At 52.9% G+C, this 23,632-nt stretch carries 21 protein-coding genes; 17 read left to right on the top strand and 4 right to left on the bottom strand.

The window, feature by feature from the left end; genetic code table 11:
- The first annotated feature begins 73 nt into the window (after nucleotides 1-73).
- The gene (gene dnaE, locus K355_RS0111930) at nucleotides 74-3,559 is read left to right on the top strand and encodes a DNA polymerase III subunit alpha (RefSeq protein ID WP_022732376.1); all 3,486 of its coding nucleotides are present in this window, start codon (nucleotides 74-76) and stop codon (nucleotides 3,557-3,559) included.
- A gap of 94 nt (nucleotides 3,560-3,653) precedes the next feature.
- Here dnaE and K355_RS23880 read toward each other — a convergent pair whose 3' ends face one another.
- Together K355_RS23880 and K355_RS26090 are read right to left on the bottom strand one after the other, a co-directional pair.
- Nucleotides 3,654-4,790 (bottom strand): MFS transporter, encoded by a 1,137-nt coding sequence (locus tag K355_RS23880; protein WP_022732375.1) that lies wholly within the window; start codon nucleotides 4,788-4,790, stop codon nucleotides 3,654-3,656.
- Nucleotides 4,787-4,993: a hypothetical protein gene (locus tag K355_RS26090; RefSeq protein WP_245562947.1), complete on the bottom strand. Its 207-nt coding sequence runs from the start codon at nucleotides 4,991-4,993 to the stop codon at nucleotides 4,787-4,789. Before K355_RS26090 ends, K355_RS23880 begins: the two co-directional genes overlap by 4 nt.
- Nucleotides 4,994-5,695: 702 nt before the next feature.
- Here K355_RS26090 and rpsB point away from each other — a divergent pair.
- The 16 genes from rpsB (at nucleotide 5,696) to K355_RS0111840 (ending at nucleotide 20,545) form a co-directional block, all read left to right on the top strand.
- Entirely contained in the window at nucleotides 5,696-6,478 is a 783-nt protein-coding gene (gene rpsB / locus K355_RS0111915; protein ID WP_022732373.1) for a 30S ribosomal protein S2, read from the top strand.
- A gap of 87 nt (nucleotides 6,479-6,565) precedes the next feature.
- Nucleotides 6,566-7,489, top strand: coding sequence for a translation elongation factor Ts (gene tsf / locus K355_RS0111910; RefSeq protein ID WP_022732372.1), 924 nt, complete (start codon nucleotides 6,566-6,568; stop codon nucleotides 7,487-7,489).
- A 167-nt stretch (nucleotides 7,490-7,656) separates the two neighbouring features.
- Nucleotides 7,657-8,388, top strand: coding sequence for a UMP kinase (gene pyrH, locus K355_RS0111905; RefSeq protein ID WP_022732371.1), 732 nt, complete (start codon nucleotides 7,657-7,659; stop codon nucleotides 8,386-8,388).
- 2 nt (nucleotides 8,389-8,390) lie between these two features.
- A complete protein-coding gene (gene frr, locus K355_RS0111900) occupies nucleotides 8,391-8,954 on the top strand; it encodes a ribosome recycling factor (protein WP_022732370.1) in 564 nt (187 codons plus the stop codon).
- Between the two features lie 2 nt (nucleotides 8,955-8,956).
- A complete protein-coding gene (locus tag K355_RS0111895; protein ID WP_022732369.1) occupies nucleotides 8,957-9,697 on the top strand; it encodes an isoprenyl transferase in 741 nt (246 codons plus the stop codon).
- Nucleotides 9,684-10,502 (top strand): phosphatidate cytidylyltransferase, encoded by an 819-nt coding sequence (locus tag K355_RS0111890; RefSeq protein ID WP_245562945.1) that lies wholly within the window; start codon nucleotides 9,684-9,686, stop codon nucleotides 10,500-10,502. The genes K355_RS0111895 and K355_RS0111890 overlap by 14 nt, the downstream gene beginning before the upstream one ends.
- A gap of 39 nt (nucleotides 10,503-10,541) precedes the next feature.
- Nucleotides 10,542-11,702 carry a 1-deoxy-D-xylulose-5-phosphate reductoisomerase gene (locus tag K355_RS0111885; RefSeq protein WP_022732367.1) on the top strand — a complete coding sequence of 387 codons (1,161 nt, stop codon included), beginning with the start codon at nucleotides 10,542-10,544 and terminating at the stop codon, nucleotides 11,700-11,702.
- Between the two features lie 38 nt (nucleotides 11,703-11,740).
- A complete protein-coding gene (rseP, locus tag K355_RS0111880) occupies nucleotides 11,741-12,844 on the top strand; it encodes an RIP metalloprotease RseP (protein ID WP_022732366.1) in 1,104 nt (367 codons plus the stop codon).
- 26 nt (nucleotides 12,845-12,870) lie between these two features.
- Nucleotides 12,871-15,168: an outer membrane protein assembly factor BamA gene (bamA, locus tag K355_RS0111875; protein ID WP_028791556.1), complete on the top strand. Its 2,298-nt coding sequence runs from the start codon at nucleotides 12,871-12,873 to the stop codon at nucleotides 15,166-15,168.
- 1 nt (nucleotide 15,169) lies between these two features.
- Nucleotides 15,170-15,751 carry an OmpH/Skp family outer membrane protein gene (locus tag K355_RS0111870; protein ID WP_022732364.1) on the top strand — a complete coding sequence of 194 codons (582 nt, stop codon included), beginning with the start codon at nucleotides 15,170-15,172 and terminating at the stop codon, nucleotides 15,749-15,751.
- Nucleotides 15,751-16,770, top strand: coding sequence for a UDP-3-O-(3-hydroxymyristoyl)glucosamine N-acyltransferase (gene lpxD, locus K355_RS0111865; protein WP_022732363.1), 1,020 nt, complete (start codon nucleotides 15,751-15,753; stop codon nucleotides 16,768-16,770). Before K355_RS0111870 ends, lpxD begins: the two co-directional genes overlap by 1 nt.
- 11 nt (nucleotides 16,771-16,781) lie before the next feature.
- Nucleotides 16,782-17,231 (top strand): 3-hydroxyacyl-ACP dehydratase FabZ, encoded by a 450-nt coding sequence (fabZ, locus tag K355_RS0111860; protein WP_022732362.1) that lies wholly within the window; start codon nucleotides 16,782-16,784, stop codon nucleotides 17,229-17,231.
- A gap of 2 nt (nucleotides 17,232-17,233) precedes the next feature.
- Nucleotides 17,234-18,037: an acyl-ACP--UDP-N-acetylglucosamine O-acyltransferase gene (gene lpxA, locus K355_RS0111855; RefSeq protein WP_022732361.1), complete on the top strand. Its 804-nt coding sequence runs from the start codon at nucleotides 17,234-17,236 to the stop codon at nucleotides 18,035-18,037.
- Nucleotides 18,018-18,866, top strand: coding sequence for an LpxI family protein (locus K355_RS0111850; RefSeq protein ID WP_028791555.1), 849 nt, complete (start codon nucleotides 18,018-18,020; stop codon nucleotides 18,864-18,866). Before lpxA ends, K355_RS0111850 begins: the two co-directional genes overlap by 20 nt.
- The gene (gene lpxB / locus K355_RS0111845) at nucleotides 18,863-20,029 is read left to right on the top strand and encodes a lipid-A-disaccharide synthase (protein WP_022732359.1); all 1,167 of its coding nucleotides are present in this window, start codon (nucleotides 18,863-18,865) and stop codon (nucleotides 20,027-20,029) included. Before K355_RS0111850 ends, lpxB begins: the two co-directional genes overlap by 4 nt.
- Before the next feature lie 75 nt (nucleotides 20,030-20,104).
- Nucleotides 20,105-20,545, top strand: coding sequence for a VOC family protein (locus K355_RS0111840; RefSeq protein WP_022732358.1), 441 nt, complete (start codon nucleotides 20,105-20,107; stop codon nucleotides 20,543-20,545).
- Between the two features lie 91 nt (nucleotides 20,546-20,636).
- Here the strand turns inward: K355_RS0111840 and K355_RS0111835 are convergent, their stop codons facing one another.
- Both K355_RS0111835 and gltX read right to left on the bottom strand, forming a co-directional pair.
- Nucleotides 20,637-21,944, bottom strand: coding sequence for a citrate synthase (locus K355_RS0111835; protein ID WP_022732357.1), 1,308 nt, complete (start codon nucleotides 21,942-21,944; stop codon nucleotides 20,637-20,639).
- A gap of 111 nt (nucleotides 21,945-22,055) precedes the next feature.
- Entirely contained in the window at nucleotides 22,056-23,462 is a 1,407-nt protein-coding gene (gene gltX / locus K355_RS0111830) for a glutamate--tRNA ligase (protein ID WP_022732356.1), read from the bottom strand.
- Nucleotides 23,463-23,632: the final 170 nt, after the last annotated feature.

Genomic DNA, 23,632 nt, shown 5'->3' with positions numbered 1-23,632 from the left:
AACGCGGTGTTTCGCCATTGTACGAAACACCGTGTGACCAGTCTTTTGTCTTCTTTTCCGGGGTAAAATTACGATGGAAAACGGTTTCGTCCATCTTCGTGTTCACACCAACTATTCGCTTGCCGAAGGTGCCATCACGACGAAGGAGCTTGCCAAGCTTTGCGCAGCCGACGGCCAACCTGCCGTTGCGATGACCGATACCGACAATATGTTCGGCGCGCTTGATTTCGCTGGCGCCATGAGTGGTGCGGGTATTCAGCCGATCCTTGGCGTGCAAATGGGTTTTGAGCGGTTTGGCGATAAGCCTGCTGTTGGCAAAATCATGCGCGAACCGATGCCTGATCGCCTTGTTCTGATTGCCCAGAATAAGGAAGGTTATTTCAACCTTCTGAAAATTGTTTCGCGCGCCCATATGACGTCTGAGGCCGGAAGCGAACCCAAGGCGCTGTATGAGCACATCGAACAATATTCCGACCATGTGATTTGCCTGACCGGTGGCCCAACCGGGCCCTTGGCGCGCCTTCTGGCCGAGGAACAGGTTGATAAGGCCGAAGCCTGTCTGACGAAATTAAAGGGCATCTTTGGCAACCGCCTGTATATCGAGTTGCAAAGACACGGCGAGGCGCTTGAAGAGCAGGTCGAACCGGGTTTGGTTAAGCTGGCCTACGATCATGACGTGCCACTTGTTGCGACCAACAATTGCTATTTCCCGTCGGGCAACATGTATGAAGCCCATGACGTGTTCATCTGTATCGGGCAGGGGGCGGTCGTCGGGCAGGATGAACGCTGGAAACTGACGAGAGATCACCGGTTTAAGACCGCAGATGAAATGCGCAACCTGTTCGCCGATATCCCCGAGGCCTGCGACAATACGGTGGCGATTGCCAAACGCTGTTCATGGCACGTCGAAAAAATCGATCCGATCCTGCCGCCCTTTGACTGTGGCGAAGGCCGGACCGAGGTCGACGAACTGCGCCACATGTCCGAAGAAGGCCTTAAGGGCCGACTGGCAAAATATGTCTATACCGATGATATGTCGGATGCTGACAAGGAAGAAATCGCCAAACCCTATTGGACGCGCCTTGATTATGAGCTTGGCATCATCAATCAGATGGGCTTTCCGGGCTACTTTTTGATCGTTGCCGACTTCATTCAATGGGCGAAGGATCATGAAATTCCGGTTGGACCGGGCCGTGGGTCGGGGGCAGGGTCGCTTGTGGCCTATGCGCTTTTGATTACCGATCTTGATCCGCTTCGGTTTTCGCTTCTGTTCGAACGTTTCCTTAACCCGGAACGTGTGTCGATGCCTGACTTTGACGTCGATTTCTGTCAGGATCGACGCGGCGAAGTGATTGAGTATGTGCAGAAAAAATACGGTCATGACCGTGTCGCACAGATCATCACATTCGGTAAGCTGCAAGCCAAGGCCGCCGTGCGTGACGTCGGGCGTGTGCTGAGCATTCCATACGGCTATGTCGATAAAATCTGTAAAATGATTCCCGGCGATCCGGCCAAACCGATCCCGCTCAAAGAAGCGATCGATATGGAACCGGACCTGCGCCGGATTGCACGTGAAGACCCCGACATCGACCGCTTGCTCACCATCGCCATGCAGATCGAAGGGCTGTACCGCAACTCCTCGACCCACGCGGCCGGGGTTGTGATCGGTGATCGCGATCTTGATGAGCTGGTCCCGCTCTATCGCGATCCGCGCTCGGACATGCCGGTGACACAGTTCAACATGAAGTATGTTGAAAACGCCGGGCTGGTGAAGTTTGACTTCCTGGGGCTTAAGACCCTGACGGTGATTATCGAAGCCGTCAATTTGATGCGTCAACGCAAAGACGTCCCGCAAGATTTTGATATCAGTGCAATTGAGCTTGATGATCGTCCATCGTTTAAACTGTTGTCTGCCGCTGAAACCGTCGGCGTGTTCCAGCTTGAATCCCAAGGCATGCAGGACGTTTTACGCGGTCTGAAGCCAGATACGTTAGAAGATATTATCGCTGTCGTGGCGCTGTATCGTCCGGGCCCGATGGATAACATCCCGCATTACATTGCACGTAAGCATGGTCAGGAAGAACCTGATTACATGCACCCGATGTTGCAGCCGATCCTGCAAGAAACCTATGGCATCATGATCTATCAGGAACAGGTCATGGAGCTGGCCCAGATCATGGCGGGCTATTCGCTTGGCGGTGCAGATTTGCTGCGCCGTGCGATGGGTAAAAAAATCGCCGAAGAAATGGAAAAGCAGCGGTCGCTGTTTGTCGAAGGATCGGAAAAGAACGGTGTTGATCGCGGACAAGCATCCGACATCTTTGATCAGGTCGCCAAATTCGCATCCTACGGCTTTAACAAATCACACGCCGCCGCCTATGCGCTGGTGGCCTATCAAACCGCGTTTCTAAAGGCCAACTATCCGGTCGAATTCATGGCCGCGTTGATGACGCTTGATATGCACAACACCGAAAAACTTGCGGTGTTCAAGCAAGAAGTCGAACGGCTTGAAATCGAAATTCTGCCGCCCTGCATCAACCATTCGCAAGTCGCGTTCTCGGTCGAAAACCACGAGAGCGGCGGTAAAATCCGCTATGCACTGGCGGCAATCCGCAATGTCGGCGATGCGGCGATGGAAAGCTTGGTTGCCGAGCGCGAAGCCAACGGGCCGTTTAAAGATCTTACCGATTTTGCATCGCGCATCGATAGTCGGGCCGTCAATAAACGCCTGCTTGAAAACCTTGTCCGTGCCGGTGCGCTGGACTGTCTGGCGACTAACCGCAAGGTCATGCTTGAAAATGTCGATAAAGTCATCGCCGTTGCCCAGCGCGAAATGCAGGCACGTAATGATGACCAGATTTCGATGTTTGGTGATGAAAGCGCCTTTGCCAAGGACGCGATCAAACTGCCTGATGAGCGTGACTGGGTGCCGATGGAAAAACTGACCGAGGAATTCTCGGCCATCGGCTTTTACCTGTCGGCCCATCCGCTTGATACGTTCGGCAAAAGTATTCAGCGGATTGGCATTGCACCGATCAAGGAATTGCCTGCCCGCATGCGTGCGCAGAATAAAGGGGCGATCAAACTCGCCGGAACCTTGATCAATGCCCGTGAAATGATTTCGAAAAAGAACGGTTCGAAATTTGCCTTCGTGATGTTTTCCGACCCGACCGGTAGCTTCGAAGTCGCCTTCTGGGCAGAAGCCTGGGCGGCATACAAGGAAATCATCAATGCCGGACGGCCGGTTCTGTTGATTGTTGCGGCTGAAATGCGCGAAGGGCAACTGCGCATTCAAGGTCAGCGCGTAGAGGATCTTGAACAGGCTGTTTCAGGGGCGGCCGAAGGCATTCGCATTCGGTTGAACCGCCCTGATCCGGTTTCAGAAATCCGCGAATTGCTTGAAACGGCGGGCAAGGGAAGGGGCCTTGTGACCTTGTCGTCCATGTGTGGCGATGGCCGCATGGCCGAGATCGAGCTTGAAGACAGTTATAAGGTCGGGCCATCTCTGATCGGCGCCATCGGGGCTATTCCGGGCGTTGAATTTGCCGAGGAAATTTAGAGGAAACTTAATCGCCGGGGTTTGTGGAAGTTCAGGCGCCGGTCGGCGTGCTCGCTATGCATGATCGCGCGTTTATGCCAAACCTCATAACGTTTCATCGTGCGGCGACCAGTTTTCTTCTGATACTCGCCCCACCGGCTGCAAGTCCCAGCACGATGAAAACCATCACCGCATGGTCCGGGCCAAACGCGTCCATCAATATCCCGAAAACGGGGGCTCCCGCCGTTTGACCGACTGCGATCATAAGAAAACCGATCATTAATCCCATCGCAGGGCGATTGGGTGACGCGGCAACGCCCCAGATCAAATACACCCCGGTTAACATGACATAAGAAGCCCCGAACAAGGCACCACCAAGAAGGGTGGTGAAGGGGGTAGCCCCCGTCATGCCGACGGCGAGAATGCCAACGGACATCAACCCCAGAAACATCCAGTGGGTGCGGTTAAGGCCAAAGCGCGCAACAAATGCACCGGCAAAAGCACCGAAAATGCCTGCTGAACCGATGGCAACCCATAGCATCCCGATATCGTTTATCTTCCATCCCATGTGTAAGTTTGCCAACTGGCCGCCAAAGGACCAAAGGGCGGTACTGGCAGCCCCCATCAGAAACGCTGCGATAATCAGTCGCACGACATCATCAGTAACTGGCGGTAATCTTTGCGGCGAACTTGGGGTGTCGTCCGTGCGGGGCAGGGTTATGTGTGCGACGAATGCCATCAATAGGGCAACAAGCGCGAACCCGCCAAACGCCAAACGCCATTGCCCGGCAACCAACAATGCAATCGGGCCTGAAAGTGCAATGCCCGCACTTGTCCCGGCATTGATCGTGGTGTTTGTTATGTTCTGCTGATGACGTTTTACCGCTGCTGTGACAGCGGCGGCCATTGGTGGGGATGCCAAGCCCGTGCTTGATCCCGCCAAAAGTACAGCACCAGCAAGCCAGACTGCGTTTGGTGCCGCAGCAATTCCGGCCATACCAATCGCCGCGACCAGCGATGCGCAGACTGCAACTGCACGTGCACCGAACCGCTCGGTTAACGTGGCCGAGGCGACAATTGCAATACAATAGCCAAAAAATGAGCCGCCTGAAATGATACCCGATAGGGTAGGACCAAGAGAAAGGTCATTGTCAATTTCTGGTAGGAACAAACCAAAGGCAAAGCGCGCAAAGCCATAACAAACAGCGATCAAGCCAAATCCGGTGGTTCCGATGCGAAGTGCAGCATTCATGATCGGGCCTGCGCAATCAGGACAGCCGCTGCGTCGCGTGCCGCAGAAATAGCACCTTCGCCTTGGTAAACTGAAACGGATGTGGCGCCTTCAATCAAGATTAGTATTTGGTCGACGAGGGCGCTGACGTTTGCATCACTAAGCCCGACTTCTGAGCGGACTATTTCGTCAAGTCGGTTGCGAAATGCCGCTTTATGACGCAAGACGACCTCCGCTATTTCCGGTGTGTTCCCACCCGTTTCGCCGTAGGCCCGCAGGAAAAGGCAGCCGCGCGCGCCTTCATCCCGAACCCATTCCGCCAGCGCGTTGAACAGTTCATCAAGACTGTTGACGTTGATCTTTTGCATGAAACGTTCGTCTCGCGCCGTCAAGACGGCGGTTACGAGGCCAGTTTTCCCGCCAATATGTTTGTAAAGCGTGCGGCTGGACATATCTGCGGCTGCGGTCAAACGGTCCATGCTGGTTGCCATGAAACCATGCCGATCAAAAAGCTGCTCTGCGGCTATGAGGAGTTTGGTTTTTATGTTCATATCAAATATGTAAAACGAACGTTTTACATCGTCAATGGTTTTTCGGTATGCATTTCCGGTTCGATCAATGTCTTTACGCACGCCGGGGCGGCTGTTTCTTTGGGTTTTTTACTATGAAAATGTGGGGCTGATCGTTTAAAGTGTTGTTCCAGATTGCAGTTCTGGTTCTGCTGAGCAGGCAAACATGTGTCATTGCGTGTCAGCGGGGTTTTAGGGCTTGCATTCTTTACGGGACGGGATTAAAACCCGCTCGAACATCGCACGCGAAAGAGCGGCGACTGCCGTCATATGGCAACTCGTCCATCCGGTGTTTCATGCATGAGGCATGAAATTCCCTTTCGCGGAGGTATTAACCGGAAAAAGGTAGGAATTATCATGGCTTTGCCAACCTTTACCATGCGCCAGCTCATGGAAGCTGGTGTCCACTTTGGTCACCACACCCGCCGTTGGAACCCGAAGATGAAACAGTTCATCTTTGGTGCACGTAACGACATCCACATCCTGAACTTGCAGGAAACTGTCCCGATGCTGCATCGTGCGATGCAGGCCGTTCGTGACGTTACCGCTTCAGGTGGTCGTGTTCTTTTCGTTGGTACCAAACGTCAGGCATCCCCGATCGTTGCTGAAGCTGCAAAACGTTGCGGCCAGTACTACGTGAACCATCGCTGGCTCGGCGGCATGCTGACCAACTGGAACACTGTTTCCAATTCGATCAAACGCCTCAAAGAACAGGACGAAATCCTGACTTCGGGTGCCGAAGGTCTGACCAAAAAAGAAATCCTGAACCTGACCCGTTCGCGCGACAAACTTGAACGCGCTCTGGGCGGTATTAAGGACATGGGTGGTCTGCCAGACATTATTGTCGTGGTTGACACCAACAAAGAAGCACTTGCCATTCAAGATGCCAAGAACCTGAACATCCCGGTTGTTGCTATCCTCGATACCAACTCTGACCCGGCGAACGTTCAGTACCCGGTTCCGGGCAACGATGATGCGATCCGTGCGATCCAGCTGTATTGCGATCTGTTCGTTGGTTCTGTTCTTGATGGTATTCAGGAAGAAATGACCGCTTCTGGCGCGGATCTCGGTGAAGCGGAAGAAGTTCCGGCTGAAGCGAACGCGACGAAAGAAGCAGCTGCAGAAGCAGCTTCCGCATAACTTTCATTTTGTACCCGGGGAAACGGCGGCTAGGATGCCGCCGTTTCTTTAGGTGTTAACTTGATTGCGTAATAGGGGCTTTAAGAAATGGCTATTACCGCTGCTCTCGTAAAAGAGCTTCGCGAAACCACCGGCGCTGGCATGATGGATTGCAAAAAAGCGCTTTCCGAAACCGATGGCAATGTCGACGCTGCTGTCGATTGGCTGCGGACCAAAGGTCTTGCAAATGCTGCCAAGAAAGCTGGCCGCGTTGCTGCCGAAGGTCTTGTTGCCGTTGCGGTTAACGGTACCAAAGGTGCTGTTGTCGAGCTGAACGCTGAAACTGACTTCGTTTCGCGTAACGAAGACTTCCAGAAATTTGTCAACGAAGTTGCCGTTCAGGCCGTTTCTGTTGATGGTGACGTCGATGCGCTGAAAGCTGCTGCTTTCCCGGGCACATCGCGTAACGTCGAAGAGCAGGTCACCCACATGATCGCCACCATTGGCGAAAACATGTCTCTTCGTCGTTCGGCTGGCCTGTCGGTCGAAAAAGGTGTTGTTGCTTCTTACATCCACTCTGCTGTTGCTACCGATCTCGGTAAAATCGGCGTTCTGGTGGCTCTGGAATCCGAAGCTGACGCTGCTGTTCTCGAAGGTCTGGGCAAACAGATCGCGATGCATATTGCGGCAACCAACCCGGCTTCGGCAACCGTTGCGGATCTTGATCCGGAACTGGTCGAGCGTGAAAAAACCGTTCTGACCGAACAGGCTAAAGAATCGGGCCGTCCGATCGAAATCATCGAAAAAATGATCGACGGTCGTATCCGTAAATATTACGAGCAGGTTGTTCTGGTTGAGCAAACCTTCGTGATTGACGGCGAAAACAAAGTTAAAGACGTAATCGAGAATGTCGCTAAAGAAGCTGGCAAGCCGATTACCCTTAAGGGCTTTGTTCGCTTCGAACTCGGTGAAGGCATCGAGCGAGAAGAGAAAGATTTTGCGGCCGAAGTTGCTGAGCAGCTGAACAAATAAAACATCTTTTCGAAATGGTGCGTTACGCGCCATTTCGTGTATGATCCAGACCGGCGAGGTCGGCAGCGCAAATCCGCCCTGTTACTCGCCGGTCTTTTTATATCTGAATTTTGCATTTCCCCGTCGTTGGGGGATGCGTGACATCGGCATTAAGAGGCATTGAAGACATGGCAGAAAACGACCAACTGAAATTTCGCCGCGTCCTTTTGAAGCTCTCGGGTGAGGGACTTCTAGGTAAACAGCAATATGGTATCGATCCTGAGACGGTCGACCGGATTGCCAGCGAAATCAAGGTCGTTCACGACATGGGGGCTGAAGTTTGCATGGTGATTGGCGGCGGGAACATTTTCCGTGGCGTCAAAGGTGCCTCTCAGGGCATGGAACGTGCCACAGCCGATTACATGGGCATGCTGGCAACCATCATGAATGCGCTCGCGGTTCAAAACGCGCTTGAGCGCCACGGTGTTCAGACTCGCGTTCAGTCTGCCATTCCAATGTCTTCCGTTTGTGAACCCTATATTCGCCGTCGTGCTGTTCGCCACATGGAAAAAGGTCGCGTAGTGATCTTTGCTGCGGGAACGGGCAATCCGTTCTTTACCACCGATACCGCTGCGGCATTGCGTGCGGTTGAAATGGGCTGTGATGCGCTGCTTAAAGGCACGCAGGTCGATGGTGTTTATACCGCTGACCCGAAAACGGACCCGACCGCCGAGCGTTACGACTCACTTACCTATATGGAAGTTTTGTCCAAAGATTTGCGTGTGATGGATGCATCGGCTATTTCTTTGGCACGCGAAAATGATATTCCGGTTATCGTATTTTCTTTGCATAATCCGGGTGCCTTCGCAGATGTTGTCTCTGCAAAGGGGACGTTTACGATTATTTCGAATGGAGACTGAACGTGTCTGACGTTGCTGGCCTAAAAAAGGACCTGTCCCGCCGTATGGAAGGGGCCGTAGAAGTACTGCACAAGGAATTTACCGGTCTGCGTACCGGACGTGCCAGTGTAAGCCTTCTTGAGCCGGTCATGGTCGAAGCCTATGGCGTTCCGACCCCGCTCAATCAGGTGGCTTCTGTCAGTGTTCCTGAATCCCGGATGCTTTCGGTTCAGGTATGGGACAAAACCATGGTCAAATCCGTTGAAAAGGCTATCCGCGATTCTGGCCTGGGCCTCAATCCGGCGGCTGATGGCACCCTTGTTCGTGTTCCGATTCCGGCATTGAACGAAGAACGCCGTGCCGAGCTGTCCAAAATTGCCGGCAAATATGCCGAGCAAGCCAAAATCTCAGTACGTAACGTCCGCCGTGATGGCATGGACCAGCTGAAAAAATGGGAAAAGGACAGCGATATCTCCAAAGACGAGATGCATGACGAAGAAAAAGAGATCCAGAAGCTGACCGATAAGGTCATTTCCGACATCGATGAGACGCTGTCGCACAAAGAACAGGAAATCATGCAAGTCTGACCATGGCTGTTCTGTCTTCGCAAACTCACCAACAAGAACTGCCGTGTGTTCCGCGTCACGTTGCCATCATTATGGATGGCAACGGTCGTTGGGCACGCGGGCGTGGCAAACCCCGCACGATGGGGCATCGTGCCGGGGTCGAAGCGGTGCGTCGCACGGTCGAGGCATCTGCCGAGCTTGGCATTGAGTATCTGACGCTCTATGGGTTCTCGACCGAAAACTGGAAACGCCCGGAAAGCGAAGTCAGTGATCTGATGGGACTTTTGCGGCTGTTTTTAAAGCGTGAGCTTGCGACGTTGCACCGAAACAACGTGAAAATTCGCATCATTGGCGACCGGACACGTTTTGCCGATGATATTCGCGGTCTTTTGGCCAAGGCCGAAGACCAAACCCGTGACAACACGCGTCTTAACTTGACGATTGCGTTGAGTTACGGGGCACGGGCCGAAATTACGCAGGCCGTGCGCGAGATCGCGCGCAAAGTCGCATCGGGGGAACTTTCAGCGGATGCTGTTACCGAAGACTTGATCGAACAGAACTTGTCGACCGTTGGCATGCCCGATCCTGATCTTCTGATCAGAACCAGTGGTGAACAACGGATCAGCAATTTCTTGCTGTGGCAATCGGCCTATACAGAGTTTGTCTTTGAAGACGTTCTCTGGCCTGATTTTGACCGCAGCCATCTGGAAAGAGCCATTGACAACTTTGCCGGACGGGAGCGGCGTTTTGGTGCAGTCATCTGAAACCGAACGTCAAAAAGATACGAATTCCGGACTAAAACCACGCATTCTTTCTGCGCTGGTCATGACACCAGTGGCAATTGCCGCTGTCTGGTTTGGTTCACCCTATTTCGACATTCTGTTATTTCTGTTTTGTGCGGGCATGATGTGGGAGTGGGCGCGCATGTGCGTGCCTGCCCATTATAACGGTGTGTCTATTGTCGCGGCTGTGGCCGTTGGCGTTGCCATGCTGATGCAAATGACCGGGCAGGGCCCGCTTACATTTATGCCAATTGCAATCGGTGTGATTATTGCGGTTGCCCGTGGGGGCAAAAACTGGCTGCTGGCTGGATTTGGTGTTCTTTACATCTCACTTGCCGGATTGTCGGCATTGTGGTTGCGCAATCAGGATGCTGACGGTCTTCTGACCATCATGTGGTTGTTCTTCCTTGTCTGGGCGACCGACACAGGCGGCTATGCCTTTGGTCGGGCGATTGGTGGACCAAAACTGGCACCGCGTTTCAGTCCAAAGAAAACATGGGCTGGTTTGATTGGGGGCATGTTCTGTGCTGGCGTTATTGGCGGTCTTGTGACCTATTTCAGCAATGATGCGGTCAACTGGCTCATTGTTCTGGTCAGTATGGTTCTGGCGATTGTGGCTCAGATCGGTGATCTGGGTGAGTCTGCTCTTAAACGGCGTTTCAAGGTTAAGGACAGCAGCAATTTGATCCCGGGGCATGGTGGGCTGCTTGATCGTGCTGACGGAATGCTGACGGTGTTTCCAGTTGCCTTTGCCATTGTCTGTTTCGCTGGACTTGCATTGCGATAGAGCCTGATATTAGTCCGGTTCTTTTCTGACAGGTGTTTGATGAATTTGAAGAAATCCGTCAGTGTTTTTGGCGTTACGGGATCTGTCGGCACAAGTACGGTCGATATTTTAAAAACGCACGCTGACAAATATTGCGTCGATGCGGTTACCGCGCACCGCAATGTTGATGCACTTGCCAAAACCGCCCGGGACCTTGGCGCAAAATGTGCTGTCATTGGTGATCCCGACTGTTTTTCCCAACTGCGTGACGCATTGTCAGATACGGACATTGAGGTGATGGCTGGCGAAGACGCCCTTGTCGAGGCAGCTTCACGACCGTCTGATATTGTCATTGCCGCAATCGTCGGGGCGGCGGGCCTTAAGCCAACACTGGCGGCCATTCGTCGTGGTGCGCGGGTCGGACTTGCCAACAAGGAAACGCTCGTCTGTGCGGGCAGTCTGATGTCCCGGGAAGTTGTGACGCACGGCGCAACCCTTATTCCCGTCGATTCGGAACATAGTGCGATTTTTCAGGTGCTCGAAGACCGGGCCGAAGACCAGATAGAGCGTATCTTGCTTACCGCGTCCGGGGGACCGTTTCGGGCATGGTCACTGAACGAGATGAAATCGGTGACCCGCGCGCAGGCGCTTGCCCATCCAAATTGGGATATGGGTGCCAAAATCTCGATTGATTCGGCAACCATGATGAACAAGGGGCTTGAGCTGATTGAAGCGCGCCATCTTTTCCCGGTTCCCGAAGAACGGATCGAAATTGTTGTCCATCCCCAGTCGGTCGTGCACAGCATGGTCGAATATGCTGATGGATCTGTACTGGCCCAGCTTGGCTCGCCCGATATGCGAACACCGATTGCCTATGCGCTTTCATGGCCTGAACGGATCAAGGTTGACGCACCGCGTCTTGATTTTGCCACGATCGGAGGTTTGAACTTCGAGGCGCCAGATATTGTTCGCTTCCCGGCACTGCGTTTGGCACGAGAAGCCTTGCAGGCGGGGGGCACACTGCCTACTGTCTTGAATGCGGCAAACGAGGTTGCGGTTGCAGCGTTCCTTGGCGACAAAATCGGCTTCCTTGCGATTGCAGAAATCGTCGAGGACATGATGGATAAAATCGGCAAGGAATATCTTGTCGATCTGGATCAGGTGTTTGCGACAGATGCCATGGTCCGACGTGAAACAGCAGCACGCATTGCTGCTGTTTAAGTAAATAACACCGGTTTTACCGGATAAGGGACGTCTTGATGGAAACCTTGCTTTCTTTTCTATTTGTGCTCTCGGTCCTCGTTTTTGTTCATGAGTACGGGCACTACTGGGTTGCGATCAAAAACGGCGTAAAAGTCGAAGCCTTTTCAATTGGTTTCGGGCCGGAACTGTTTGGCTGGGTTGATAAAAAAGGAACCCGCTGGAAAGTCAGTCTTCTGCCGCTTGGCGGATATGTGAAGATGTTTGGCGACATGAACCCGGCAAGTGCCGGGCAGCGTGATGACCTTGCCGAAGACGAAAAACAGTTCGCGTTCCATAACAAAAGTGTTGCCGCACGGGCTGCCATCGTTTTTGCGGGCCCACTTGCCAACTTCCTGTTTGCGATTGTCGTTTTCACCTTCCTGTTTGCTGCCGTTGGTCAACAGCGCGCTTTGCCCGTGGTTGGCGAGGTCATGGACAACAGCCCGGCCGCGAGTGCCGGCCTTTTGGCCGAAGACCGCATTACCGCGATTGATGGTGATCAGGTCGAATGGTTCTCCGATCTATCTGAAATTGTCCGCGCTCATCCGGCCGAAGAACTGCGTTTGTCGGTTGTTCGCAACGATGCACCGCTTGACCTGCTTGTCACCCCGGAAGCTGTAACGCCCGAAGATGGCGATGGAACGCAGACGTTCGGGCGTCTTGGTATTACAGCCGGGGCTTTTGAAACCAGTCGGGATGGTGTGATTGATGCCGCGGGGCGGGCATTTACGACGTTCTATACCTTAACAACACAAACGTTCTCGGCCATTGGCGAAATGATCAGTGGTGATCGTGACAGTTCGGAATTGGGCGGGCCGATCCGCATTGCGCAAATGTCTGGCGAAGTCGCCGAAGGTGGCTTTGGTCCCTTGCTGTTCTTTATGGGGTATTTGTCCATCAGCCTTGGGTTGATTAACCTGATGCCTGTTCCGGTTCTCGATGGGGGCCATCTGGTGTTTTATGCGATTGAGGCAATTCGCGGTAAGCCATTGGGGACAAAAGCACAAGAATATGGTTTCCGTATTGGCGCGGGTTTGGTATTCAGCTTAATAATTTTCGCAACCTGGAACGATTTGACGCAGTTGGGCGTCTTTAGTTTCCTCAAAGGACTTGCTGGCTAATGAATGACGGCAAAAGGGGGGTTAACTTGCTGCGTAGGGTAAAAGCAGCCGTAATTTTTGCGGCTTTGCTTGGCGCGACGACGCCAATGATTGTGTCCACGGTTGCATATGCTCAAAGTTCGGGCGTGATCCGCGACATCAAGGTGGATGGGAACAATCGTATCGAAAGTGCGACCGTTGATGCCTACCTGACGGTTGCAGCGGGCGATCCTTACGACGCACAGAAAATTAACGATTCCCTTAAAGCTCTGTTTTCGACAGGACTTTTTGCCGATGTATCGATTTCATTCAATCAAGGCGTGCTTCTGGTTAATGTCGTTGAAAACCCGATCATTAACCGTATTGCCTTTGAAGGTAATCAGCGCCTGAAAGACGATACGCTCAGTACCGAGCTTCAATTGCGTCCGCGTGTGGTTTACACGCGTACCAAGGTTCAGTCCGACGTGCAGCGTATTCTTGAACTTTACCGCCGTAATGGCCGGTTTGCCGCGACGGTCGAACCCAAGGTCATCCAGCTTGAGCAAAACCGTGTCGATCTGGTTTTCGAGATTGAAGAAGGCGAAGCGACGGGCATTCGGAAAGTCAACTTCGTTGGCAATAAGGCCTTTGACGATGGTGAGCTTCTCGAAGTCATTCGCACAACCGAAAGTGCCTGGTGGAAAATCCTGACATCGGATGACAATTATGATCCGGACCGCGTGACGTTTGACCGTGAACTGCTGCGTCGTTTTTATCTTTCGGCGGGCTACGCTGATTTTCAGGTGCTGTCTTCCGTCGCGGAGTTGACGCCGGATCGCTCCGATTTCTTCATCACATATACCGTCAGCGAAGGCAGCCGCTACCAGTTTGGCACGATCAATGTGGTGTCGCAGATTGACAAAATTGATGCCGAAGCATTGGTGCCACTGATCGAAATCGAGGCTGGCGAATGGTACAATGCCGATATGGTCGATGACGCCATTGAAGTTTTGACCACCCAGGTTGGCGATCAGGGCTATGCCTTCATTGATATTCGGCCAAATGTTCAGCGTAACCGTGAAAACGGCACGATTGATGTGACCTTTACCATTGCCGAAGGACCAAAGGTCTATGTCGAGCGTATTAACGTTGTCGGGAACGTACGAACACTTGATGAAGTGATCCGGCGTGAATTCCGTCTTGTCGAGGGCGATGCGTTTAGCAGTTCGAAAATGAAGCGGTCTAAACAACGTATCGAGAACCTGAACTTCTTCAAGTCGGTTGACGTCAAGACCCTGCCGGGCACAACACCTGACCAGACCGTTCTTGAAGTCGATGTCGAAGAAAAATCGACAGGTGAATTCTCGATTGGGGCGGGGTACGGTACTGATAACGGTGCGTTTGGTCAGCTCGGTATTCGTGAACGTAATCTGTTGGGTAAAGGACAGGACTTGCGTCTTAACTTTACGCTTGGATCGACGGATCAACAGGTTGATCTTTCCTTTACCGAGCCATATTTCCTGGACCGTGAAATCGCCGCTGGCTTTGATGTTTATCGCCGTGAAGAGGACAATCAGGACGAAAGTTCTTACGACGAAGAGCAAACGGGTGGTCGCCTGCGCGCCGGGTTCAAATATTCAGAGGAATTGTCACATTCGTTCCGTTACGGTCTGGAACAGAATTCATATTCTGACATCAACGAAAATGAAGCGTCACGACTGTTGTTAGCGGAAGAAACGGAATTCGTTGAATCTTCGATCGGTCACACACTGACCTATGACAAACGTGATAGCTCTTATTCTCCCACCGAAGGTTATTTCGCACGGCTGTCGAACGATTTCGCCGGGCTCGGTGGCGATGAAACCTATCTTCGCACGCGTATTGAAGGTGGATATTATTATCCGCTGGATCGTGAAAATGAGTGGGTGCTCTCGACACGTGCGTCGACGGGGTACATCTTTGGTATTGGGGACGACACACGCATCTCCCAGCGCTTCTTTACGGGTGGTGCAAACCTGCGTGGGTTTGAATCGGCTGGCGTTGGACCGCGAGACATCGCCACAGGCGATGCTCTTGGCGGAAAAACCTACTATACGGGGTCTGTGCAAATGGACTTCCCGCTTGGACTGCCGTCTGAGTTTGCCCTGAAAGGTCGCGTCTTTAGTGACTTCGGTTCGTCCGAAGGTGTAGACGGTGCGCGGCCTGGCGAAATCTATGACGAAGGTTCACTGCGTGGATCTGTCGGGGTTGGCGTTGGTTGGGAATCGCCGTTTGGTCCGATTGGTGTCGATCTGTCACAGGCCGTTTTGAAAGAAGATTACGACAAAGAGGAAGTGTTCCGTCTTAACTTCGGGACCAGATTCTAAAATGAGCATTATGAAATCGATTCGTAACGTCGCGTTCGCTGTTGCAGTTATCTCGGGCATCGGTTTGTCGACCGAAGTTCGGGCGCAAGATGCGTTATCGACGGAGACGCTTGCAAACGTCATGATCGTCGATATCGACGGTATCTTGCGTGAATCATCGGCAATGCGCGACGTCAATAAGCAGCTTAAAGAGCGTCAGCAGGCCTATCAGCAGGAAATCGAAACCCGCCAACAGGCCCTGCGTGAAGAAGACAAACAAATGGCTCAGCAGCGAACCCTGCTTGCCAACGATGTCTTTCAGGAAAAGCAAAAGGCCTTTCAGCAGAAAGTTGCCGATTTTCAGAAATTCGCACAGGGACGGAACCGCGTACTTGATGAAGCACGTGCGGTTGCCAACGGAACTTTTCAGAAAAAGCTGATTGAAATCGTTGCTGCACTGGCCGAAGAACGTAAATCAACCTTGGTTTTACGTAAAAGTGAGGTCATCCTCCATGCCAAGGGGATGAATGCATCGGCTGAAATCCTCAATCGCATGAATGCGCAACTGCCAACTATCCAGGTTGAATTCAAGGAAGGCTCGTAATGGCTGATCCGCGTTTCTTTCATCGCAAAGGACCGTTCAGCATCAAAGAAATCGCTGATCTGACTGGTGCGACCCCGGTAAATGCACCGGACGCGGAACGCCGTTTTGATGATGTCGCACCGCTGCAAATCGCCGATAGCACGATCCTGAGCTTCTTTGACAATCGCAAATACATTGATGCGTTTGTCGGAAGTCATGCCGGTGCCTGTTTCGTGCGCCCCGAATTTGCAGATCGCGCCCCCCAAAACATGGTGCTTTTTACGACCGATGATCCGTACCGCGCCTATGCTAAGGCCGCGACAGCGTATTATCCATTTGAAACCGGTAATGGCGTTATTTCGGATCGTGCGGTGATTGATCCAACGGCCAAGCTTGGTACCGGGGTTCAAATTGATGCCTGTGCGGTCATCGGCGCCAATTGCGAAATTGGCGACGGCACGATCATTGCGTCCAACGCGGTGATTGGCGACGGTGTTGTCATTGGTTCGGGCTGCAAAGTCGGTGCTGGTGCAACCATCAGCCACAGCCTGATTGGCAATCTGTGCCTGATTTATCCCGGCGCACGTATCGGTCAGGATGGTTTTGGCTTTGCCATGGGCCCGCAAGGCCATGCAAAGGTTCCCCAACTTGGCCGCGTTGTCATCGGCAACGATGTCGAGGTTGGTGCAAACGCAACGATTGACCGCGGGGCAGGGCCCGATACCGTGATCGGGAACGGGTGTCGTATCGACAATCTGGTGCAAATCGGCCATAACGTCGAACTTGGCATGGGCTGTGTTATTGTGTCCCAGGTCGGGATTTCGGGGTCAACCAAGCTTGGCAATTTTGTTGTTCTTGCCGGTCAGGCTGGCATAACCGGGCACCTTGAAATCGGTGATGGCGCCAAAGTTGCTGCGCAATCAGGTGTCATGAAAAATATCGGACCGGGTGAGACCGTGGGCGGAAGCCCCGCTGTCCCGGTCATGGACTATCATAAGCAGACGGTGGCCTTGTCGCGTCTGATACGAAAAAAGAAATAAGGACGATACGCATGACCGAACTGTTAAGTGTTGATATTCAGCGCATTATGGAAATGATTCCGCATCGTTACCCGTTCTTGCTGATCGATAAAGTAATCGATATTGCCCCGGGTGAGTCGGCGACCGGCATCAAAAACGTCACGATGAACGAGCCGCAGTTCACCGGTCATTTTCCGCAGCAACCAATCATGCCGGGCGTTCTGATTATCGAAAGCATGGCGCAAACGGCGGCCATTCTTGTCGTGCAGACTCTTGGTGAGGGTGCCGAAGGCAAACTCGTCTATTTCATGAGCATCGACAGTGCGCGTTTCCGCAAACCGGTGACGCCGGGTGACGTCATGCACATTCACGTGGTCAAAAAACAAAGCCGTGGTCCGGTCTGGAAATTCGAAAGCCAAGTCAAAGTGGATGGGCAAGTCGTTGCCGAGGCCACAATCGCCGCGATGATCCGGGATAACTGATAATGTCAAAAGTGCATCCAACCGCCGTCGTCGAAGATGGCGCGCAGATTGGTCAGGATGTCGAAATCGGGCCCTATTGCGTGGTCGGCCCGAAGGTTGTCTTGGGGGACCGGGTAAAACTGCACAGCCATGTGGCAATGGCGGGCGTGACAACCCTTGGTGATGAATGTGAAGTCTATCCGTTCGCGTCTGTCGGTCATGCCCCGCAGGACCTTAAGTTCAAGGGCGAACAAAGCCGTCTGATTGTTGGCAACCGTACCAAAATCCGCGAGGGTGCCACCCTTAATCCCGGCACCGAAGGCGGCGGGATGGAAACCACAATTGGCGATGACTGCCTTTTGATGACTGGGGCCCATGTTGGTCACGATTGTCATGTCGGGAACCATTGCATTCTGGTCAATAACGGAACCTTGGCAGGCCATGTCCTGGTCGAGGATTTCGCCATTGTTGGCGGGCTGTCGGCCGTTCACCAGTTTGTCCGCATCGGCAAACACGCCATGATCGGCGGCATGACCGGTGTTGACAGCGACGTGATCCCGTATGGATCGGTGATTGGCAACCGGGCCTATCTTTCCGGTTTGAACATCATTGGCCTGAAACGGCGCGGATTTGATCGTGAAACGATCCATTCCCTGCGCAAAGCCTATCGCCTGCTGTTCGCACAGGAAGGTACGCTTGCCGAACGTGTCGAAGAAGTCTCCAAGGATTTCGAAGGCCTCGGTCCGGTGATGGAAATCATCGACTTCCTGAAAGCAGAAAGCATGCGTTCCGTATGCACACCAAAATATGACAGCTCCTCAGGATAATTCGCCGCCGAAATTGGGCATCATTGCGGGGGGCGGCGCGCTTCCGGCCCGTTTGGCTGCTGCTGCCAAGGCTGCCGGGCGGGCTGTTTTCGTTGTGATGCTTGATGGTCATGCCAATGACCCGACGCTTGAAAGCTACCCACAAATCACATTGCGTCTTGGTGCCGCGGCTAAAATCCTTGAAGCCATGCGCGCAGAGGACTGCGTTGATATTGTGTTGGCCGGCAAGGTGGCACGACCAAGCTTTTCCGCCATGCGGCCTGATTGGCGCGCCACCAAACTTCTGATGAAAGTCGGTCTGAAGGCGCTGGGCGACGATGGGCTCTTGCGTCTTGTTGGTCAGGAACTGGAACGCGAAGGTTTCCGGCTGATCGGGGCGCATGAAATCCTGACCGATTTGGCAGTCGAAGAAGGCGTTCTTGGCACAGTTCAGCCAGATGAACAGGCAATGAGCGACGCCAAACACGGCCTTTCGGTGGCCCGGATCCTTGGTCAGGCCGATGTCGGGCAGGGCTGTGTGGTTCAACAAGGACTTGTTCTGGCTCTTGAGGCGATTGAGGGCACCGATGAAATGCTCCGCCGGTCTGCGCTGTATAAACGCGAAGGCGTCGGTGGTGTTCTGGTGAAATCGGCCAAGCCGCAACAGGACAAGCGCCTTGATCTGCCGGCCATTGGACTAAGAACCATTGAAGAATCTCATAAGGCAGGCCTGCGTGGCATCGCACTTCTTGCCGGTGGGACCATGATCATTGACCGTGAGGCGGTTTTGGCCCGTGCTGATGCCCTTGGGATGTTTGTCGTTGGTTTGCGCGCGGAAGATAATCAATGACCACTCAGTCCGTTTCTAACGGCCCTAAGATTATGCTTGTTGCCGGTGAAGCATCTGGCGATCAGTTGGGCGGGCGTTTGATGGCTGCCATCAAGGCACAGGCACCCGATGCGCGCTTTATCGGCGTTGGTGGCCCGCGCATGGAACGCGAAGGCTTAAGCAGCCTGTTTCCGATGAATGAAATGTCGGTCATGGGCCTGACGGAAGTCGTGCCGCACATCCCGCATCTTCTCAAACGTATTTCACAGACCGCTAAATTTGCCCAAACCGAACAACCCGATGTCGTGGTGACAATTGATGCCCCCGATTTCAGTTTTCGTGTTGGTAAGAAGTTAAAGGGCAAGGGCATACCGCTTGTCCATTATGTAGCACCCTCTGTCTGGGCATGGCGCGAAGGGCGCGCGCGCAAAATTGCCGGTTTCCTTGATCACCTTTTGGCTCTTCTGCCGTTTGAACCGCCCTATTTCGAAAAAGAAGGCCTGCCAACCACCTTTATTGGCCACTCAGCCGTCGAAGAGCGTCACGATGGGGATGCAGATCGTTTTCGGGCCAAGCATGGTCTGAGCGACAAGACAAAGCTGCTCGCTGTTTTACCCGGCAGCCGCAATTCAGAAGTCAAACGTCTGTTACCTGTGTTTAAAACCGTGATCACGGACATTGCGGCCAAATATCCTGATACACGCATCGTTGTGCCAACCGTAGCCAAGGTCGCTGATGTGGTCACTGCAGAAATGAACGATTGGCCACTGTCACCCATCGTTGTTTCAACCGATCAGGAACGTCACGATGCGTTTGCCGCCGCGTACTGCGCCTTGGCCGCATCGGGCACGGTATCGCTGGAGCTTGCCATTTCCGGTGTGCCCCATGTGATTGCCTATCAGGTGAACGCAATAACCGGCTGGATTGCCAAACGCCTGATCAAGATTGATACGGTAACCATCGTCAATTTGGTGCTGAGGCGTAAGCTGATCCCGGAATTCCTGCAAGATAAGTGTCAGCCGGGCAATATTACACCAATACTTGATGGCTTGCTCGGGGACAGTCCGATCCGTCAGGAGCAGAAGGACGGCTTTGACGAAGCCTGTCACCTGCTGGGGTTTGGCGGGCGTGCGCCAAGTGAAAAGGCCGCCGAGCAGGTTTTGAAAATCATCGCCAAAAAATAGTCGACGCAGGGTGGTGTTATCGCCTGATAACGCATAGTTTCACGTCATTGATCACTTCATGACGGAGACATTGTTATGCGTTATTTGCACACGATGGTGCGTGTCGAAAATATCGATGATTCGCTGAAATTTTATTGTGACCTGCTCGGCATGAGCGAAACCCGCCGCATCGAAAGCGAGCAGGGGCGTTTTACCCTGATTTATCTCGCGCCGCCCGCTGACGTTGACAGTGCCAAGGCAACCAAGGCACCGGAACTTGAACTGACCTACAACTGGGATCCGGAAAGCTATTCAGGCGGTCGCAACTTTGGCCATCTGGCCTATGAAGTTGATGACGTCTATGCGCTCTGTCAGAAACTGATGGATGCCGGTGTGACCATTAATCGTCCGCCCCGCGATGGCCGGATGGCATTTGTACGTTCCCCTGATGGCATTTCCATCGAGTTCCTGCAAAAGGGTGAAAACCTCAAATCAGCTGAACCATGGGCCAGCATGGAAAACACCGGAAGCTGGTAAAACACCGTAGTTTCATACTTTAGATGCAAGAAAGGCCCGGAAAACTCCGGGCCTTTCTTTTTGTTCAGATCGCTTACAGGATCGCCGCGAATTAACGCTTGTCGACCGGAATAAACGGACGTTCTGCGACGCCGGTAAACAGCTGACGCGGACGACCGATTTTCTGCGAAGGATCTTCGATCATTTCTTTCCACTGGGCGATCCAGCCGACGGTACGTGCAACCGCGAACAGCACGGTAAACATGCTGACCGGAATGCCCATCGCCTTGAAGATGATGCCCGAGTAGAAATCGACGTTCGGATAGAGTTTCTTCTCGATGAAGTACTCGTCTTCACGTGCAATACGTTCAAGTTCCTGTGCAACGTCAAGCAACGGATCGCTGACGTTGAGTTCTTTGAGAACTTCGTGGCAGGTTTCCTGCATGACTTTGGCGCGCGGATCGTAGTTTTTGTAAACGCGGTGACCAAAGCCCATCAGGCGGAACGGATCGTTCTTGTCTTTTGCTTTTGCAACATATTCCGGGATGTTTTTCACATCGCCGATTTCGTTGAGCATTTTAAGAACGGCTTCGTTCGCACCACCATGTGCCGGCCCCCAAAGGGACGCGATACCAGCAGCAATACATGCAAACGGATTTGCACCCGAAGAACCGGCAAGACGTACGGTTGAGGTCGATGCATTCTGCTCATGGTCGGCATGGAGGATCAGGATACGATCCATTGCTTTGGCCAGAACAGGATTAACAACATACTCTTCGCACGGGTTGCCAAACATCATCTGCAGGAAGTTTTCCGCATAACCGAGTTTGTTGTTCGGATAACGGAACGGCTGACCGATCGAATATTTATACGCCATCGCTGCGATGGTCGGCATTTTCGCAATCAGGCGATATGCCGAAATCAGACGCTGCTGCGGGTCATTGATGTCGGTGCTGTCATGATAGAAAGCAGACATCGCGCCAATAACACCAACCATAATGGCCATCGGATGCGCATCGCGGCGGAAGCCGTTATAGAAATTGCGCATCTGTTCATGCACCATGGTGTGCAGGGTGATGTCGGTTTCGAACTGTTTCTTTTCGGTGGCGTTTGGCAACTCGCCATAAATCAGCAGATGGCAAACTTCCAGGAAGTCTGAATCTTCTGCAAGATCGTCAATCGCATACCCACGATGGCGCAGGATACCCACATCGCCATCAATATAGGTTAGCTCGGACTGGCAGGAGCCGGTTGACGTAAAGCCAGGATCGTATGTGAAAAATCCAGTTTCAGCATAGAGTTTACGAATGTCGATAACATCCGGTCCTACGCTACCCTTAAGCACCGGCATCTCGATCGACTTGCCTGTGGCGTTGTCGGTCAAGGTTACGGTGTGGGAAGTCTTGGAATTATCAGCCATGACTATTTTTCCTTCCCTGTTTGAACGAACACGGTTTCAAGTTGAATGCAGCATAATGCTGCGGCGCACCAAGCGCAAACAGACTATTAACTTTTTCGTTATTCGCTGTTGTTATGCATCGAAATGTCGGATGCGTTTCAGCGTTTGCTCTTTGCCAAGCACGATCATTACGTCGAAGATGCCTGGTGAAGAATTGGAACCTGTGAGCACCGCCCGCAAGGGTTGCGCGACTTTACCGAGTTTAAGATCTAGTTTTTCGGCAGTTTCGCGGACACTTGCGTCAACGTTCTCTTCGGTCCAGCTATCAAGCGCTTCGAGACTGTTGGCCAGTTCTGCAAACAGACCTTCGGGTGCACTATCAATGAGGGACTGAGCTTTCTCGTTAAATGACGTAACGCCATCCGTAACGTAGAAGGCCGAAGAGCAGGCGAGCTCGATGAGTGTCTTAGCCCTTTCTTTAAGGCCTGACATGCCATTGATCAAGATTTCTTTTTGCGCTGCATCAATTGCATCGCTTCCAATCAGGGTCGCAACCCGTTGGGAAATCTCGTCTACTAGCCTCTTGTCATCTGCCTGGCGCATGTAGATGCCATTCAGGTTTGTCAGCTTCGCGAAGTCAAATCGCGCCGCACCCTTACCGACATCGGTGATGTCAAACCACTCAATTGCCTGCTCCTGGGAGATAACTTCATCATCACCGTGACCCCAGCCAAGGCGCAGCAGATAGTTGTTTACCGCTTCAGGCAGGAAGCCCATTTCATCGCGATAGGAATCAACACCTAACGCGCCATGACGTTTGGAAAGTTTTGCACCGTCCGGGCCATGAATAAGCGGAATATGGGCAAATGTTGGAACATCCCAACCCAGTGCGTCATACAAAGCTTTCTGGCGGAATGCGTTGGTCAGATGATCATCGCCGCGAATGACATTGGTGACACCCATGTCATGGTCATCGACAACAACCGAAAGCATATAGGTCGGCGTGCCGTCACCGCGCAGAATGACGTAATCATCAAGCTGCTCATTGCCGACCCGGACTTCGCCCTGCACCTGATCATTGATCTCCGCATCGCCTTCTTGTGGCGATTTAAGCCGCACGACAGGTTTGATGCCCTCGGGGGCGTCAGACGCACCGCGGTCACGCCACGTGCCGTCGTACTTCATCGGACGGCCTTCTGCGCGTGCTTTTTCGCGCATGATGGTCAGTTCTTCGGGCGAGCAATAGCAATAATATGCCTTGCCTGCATCCAGAAGGGATTGGGCAACCTCGGCATGGCGGTCGCGACGGGCAAACTGGAAAGTCGGCTCTTCGTCGGCGGTCAGGCCCAGCCAGTTCAACCCGTCAAAAATAGCGTCGACAGCTTCAGGAGTTGAACGTTCGCGGTCAGTGTCTTCGATACGCAGCAAGAACTTGCCGCCAGTATGTTTGGCATAAAGCCAGTTATAAAGGGCGGTACGTGCGCCGCCGATGTGTAAGAACCCGGTCGGGGACGGGGCAAAACGGGTAACAACCGTCATTCAATATATCCGTTATTTGGATGTTGTCGCTTGTCGCAAGGACTTTTGGCGTGCAGGCTATAGCACAAATGACACGCTGTTGCACCACAGCCGATGTTAGATAGAAACTAACCGTCGGGTAGGCTATTGGACATTCGTCGAAGACACTTCAGTGGAATGTTGAAAAAACA

This window comes from Thalassospira lucentensis MCCC 1A00383 = DSM 14000 (assembly GCF_000421265.1).
Taxonomy (GTDB): domain Bacteria; phylum Pseudomonadota; class Alphaproteobacteria; order Rhodospirillales; family Thalassospiraceae; genus Thalassospira; species Thalassospira lucentensis.
Note: the sequence above shows the minus strand (reverse complement) of the source record. Positions and strands in the feature narration are given on the sequence as shown.

What these genes read in the sequence shown, in the direction of transcription:
- dnaE (WP_022732376.1), top strand. Translation starts at nt 74, where the DNA reads ATGGAAAACGGTTTCGTCCATCTTCGTGTTCACACCAACTATTCGCTT.
- K355_RS23880 (WP_022732375.1), bottom strand. Translation starts at nt 4,790, where the DNA reads ATGAATGCTGCACTTCGCATCGGAACCACCGGATTTGGCTTGATCGCT.
- rpsB (WP_022732373.1), top strand. Translation starts at nt 5,696, where the DNA reads ATGGCTTTGCCAACCTTTACCATGCGCCAGCTCATGGAAGCTGGTGTC.
- tsf (WP_022732372.1), top strand. Translation starts at nt 6,566, where the DNA reads ATGGCTATTACCGCTGCTCTCGTAAAAGAGCTTCGCGAAACCACCGGC.
- pyrH (WP_022732371.1), top strand. Translation starts at nt 7,657, where the DNA reads ATGGCAGAAAACGACCAACTGAAATTTCGCCGCGTCCTTTTGAAGCTC.
- K355_RS0111895 (WP_022732369.1), top strand. Translation starts at nt 8,957, where the DNA reads ATGGCTGTTCTGTCTTCGCAAACTCACCAACAAGAACTGCCGTGTGTT.
- K355_RS0111885 (WP_022732367.1), top strand. Translation starts at nt 10,542, where the DNA reads ATGAATTTGAAGAAATCCGTCAGTGTTTTTGGCGTTACGGGATCTGTC.
- rseP (WP_022732366.1), top strand. Translation starts at nt 11,741, where the DNA reads ATGGAAACCTTGCTTTCTTTTCTATTTGTGCTCTCGGTCCTCGTTTTT.
- K355_RS0111870 (WP_022732364.1), top strand. Translation starts at nt 15,170, where the DNA reads ATGAGCATTATGAAATCGATTCGTAACGTCGCGTTCGCTGTTGCAGTT.
- lpxD (WP_022732363.1), top strand. Translation starts at nt 15,751, where the DNA reads ATGGCTGATCCGCGTTTCTTTCATCGCAAAGGACCGTTCAGCATCAAA.
- fabZ (WP_022732362.1), top strand. Translation starts at nt 16,782, where the DNA reads ATGACCGAACTGTTAAGTGTTGATATTCAGCGCATTATGGAAATGATT.
- lpxA (WP_022732361.1), top strand. Translation starts at nt 17,234, where the DNA reads ATGTCAAAAGTGCATCCAACCGCCGTCGTCGAAGATGGCGCGCAGATT.
- K355_RS0111850 (WP_028791555.1), top strand. Translation starts at nt 18,018, where the DNA reads ATGACAGCTCCTCAGGATAATTCGCCGCCGAAATTGGGCATCATTGCG.
- lpxB (WP_022732359.1), top strand. Translation starts at nt 18,863, where the DNA reads ATGACCACTCAGTCCGTTTCTAACGGCCCTAAGATTATGCTTGTTGCC.
- K355_RS0111840 (WP_022732358.1), top strand. Translation starts at nt 20,105, where the DNA reads ATGCGTTATTTGCACACGATGGTGCGTGTCGAAAATATCGATGATTCG.
- K355_RS0111835 (WP_022732357.1), bottom strand. Translation starts at nt 21,944, where the DNA reads ATGGCTGATAATTCCAAGACTTCCCACACCGTAACCTTGACCGACAAC.
- gltX (WP_022732356.1), bottom strand. Translation starts at nt 23,462, where the DNA reads ATGACGGTTGTTACCCGTTTTGCCCCGTCCCCGACCGGGTTCTTACAC.